This window comes from Bartonella sp. AD13SXNS (assembly GCF_042196465.1).
Taxonomy (GTDB): domain Bacteria; phylum Pseudomonadota; class Alphaproteobacteria; order Rhizobiales; family Rhizobiaceae; genus Bartonella.
In genome coordinates, this window is the sequence record NZ_JBHIQI010000053.1 from 1 (window position 1) to 2182 (window position 2182).

1 pseudogene is annotated in these 2182 nt (G+C 34.3%); it reads left to right on the forward strand.

Annotated features, from left to right (window positions below):
- Positions 1-275: 275 nt before the first annotated feature.
- Positions 276-2182, forward strand: a pseudogene (locus tag ACFIMQ_RS09230) (autotransporter outer membrane beta-barrel domain-containing protein); the annotation flags it as partial.

Below are 2182 nucleotides of genomic sequence, written 5' to 3' on the forward strand. Positions count from 1 at the left end.
AATGCCCGTCTCTCATCAAAACTTTCTCTTCATGGAGATGTCACTTATCAGCATAGATTTAAGAAAGTTGGTTTTTCCGGAGCGAGTTTTTCAGGAGGTTTACGTTATCGTTTTTAGGTGTCTATGAAATATAGAGTAATTTTTACATAAGTAGAGAGCATTTTATGTAGTATAAATAAAGTATTTATTATACTTCTTACTTACAGTATTCTTGACTTAGTATTATTCAGGTTTCATTTACTTTTAAATACAAGGGGAGAGAAGGGATTGTAAGAATGGCTAATATATTTAAAAATTATATTTTTACTTTTATAACAGTTACTTTTTCTTTTTTTTCGATTGTAAGTGTTGATGCGAATTTTCATGCTTTTGCAGCTCCCTGTGATACAATGGGAAGCTTTTATACATGTAGTGATGGTAAGAGACATACAATTAAAAATAAAACTTATAATTTAAAAAATTCTCAAGAACAGGCTCCTGGTTCTGCTTCTATTAAAGCTATATATGTAGAAAAAGCAGGTACAGTTGTTGATGCATCTCAGATAACTGTTACGGGTGATAATTCAGGTCAAATATTTACATATGGTGCATATGCAAAATATGGTGCACGGCTTAATCTAAACGATTCAAACTTTAAGAATGTACGTGCTCTTCATGCTGAAAATGCGGTTATTAGCATGACAGATGGATCTATTACGGGAACTTCTCACGCTGTTTATGCATTGGGTGAAAAAGCGGATATTCCTTTAGTGCGTGTCAATATTGAGATCGAACCAGATGACTTACAAGATATCGGGTTTGTGAGTAGACTCGGTGCAAAGATTAGGATGTCGGGTAGTACTGTTACTTTTAATGGAAAAGGTGCATTTTCATCATTTTATGGGGGAGGGTATACTTTCGATAATACTGTCATTAAGGGACAAGGAAAACAAAAAACTGTCATCGATGAGGAAAGTTTCGATAAAATACCAGAAGCTTTTGATGTATCTCAAGGGAGTAATGTTCAATTGAATAATAGTTCTATTGAACTTAGTGACATGCATGGTTTTTGGGTGAAAAATTCTTCAATTGATGTGAATGATAAAGGCAATTTGTTTTGGAAAGCATTTAGTTCATCTAATGAATTTAAGAAAACGAATATTAAGATTAAAAAATCCAATATTTCTGTGCAGGGTAAAGGGGCACATGGTCTGTATTTTTATGGATTAAGACCAGACGAATGGTTTAGATTGCCTGATTCAGCTAATAAAAACTTGTTACAAGGCAAAAATATCATTATAGGAAAGACATCTGTTCAGTTATCAAAGACAAATTTTACAGTTCCAGAAGGCATCGCCATTTATAGTACTGGGGCTGATGGTTTTGGGGCTGAGGCTACCCTTGAATTATTGGAAGATACAAAAATCTCTGGTGACTTATTCGTAAAAGCTAAAAAAGCTTCTTCTCTTCTTGTTCAAGCATATTCTTCGACCCTTACAGGGGGAGCACGTATTGAGGATACGGCTCGTATTGATTTACAGTTAAGAAATGGTTCAACATGGTATCTTACTAAGAGTAAGTATCAAGGTTTACAAGAAGCAGATGTTACGGTTTCATCACTTTCTACTTTGAGTTTTCTTGATAGTACGCTTGTTTTTGAGAAATATGTCTCTCAAGATTATCAAACATTGCATATTGGAAACAAAATATACAATGGAATAGATATTCATGCATTAAATGATATCGATCAAAAAGCGGGTATGGATGAGGTGTACAATAGAGTATACAGTGCGGAAGGTAACTCTCGGATTAAGATGAGCACATTTATGAGTAATGATGGTTCATTTGATCCTCAAAAAACTGATCGCATTTTGATCTATGGTGATGTTTTGGGAGTTACTCTCATTGAGATGGAAAAATTTCAAAAAACTTCAGATAAAGAGGTAATGGGTGAAAGTGATCAAAGTGTTTCGATTATTCAGGTTTTTGGAGAAGCAAAGGAAGATAGCTTTAAGCTTTTGAGTGATTATGTTGCGATAAATGGATTTCCTTATAAATATAAACTTCGTGGTTATGGTCCAGGTTCTTCTTCTGGGAATGCAGATCCAAAGAATAGATTGGTTGTTGGGGAAGGGGATTTTTGGGATTTTCGTCTCGAAAGTGTTTACATTGGTTCTGAATTAGATTCTTCTGAAACTGCTTC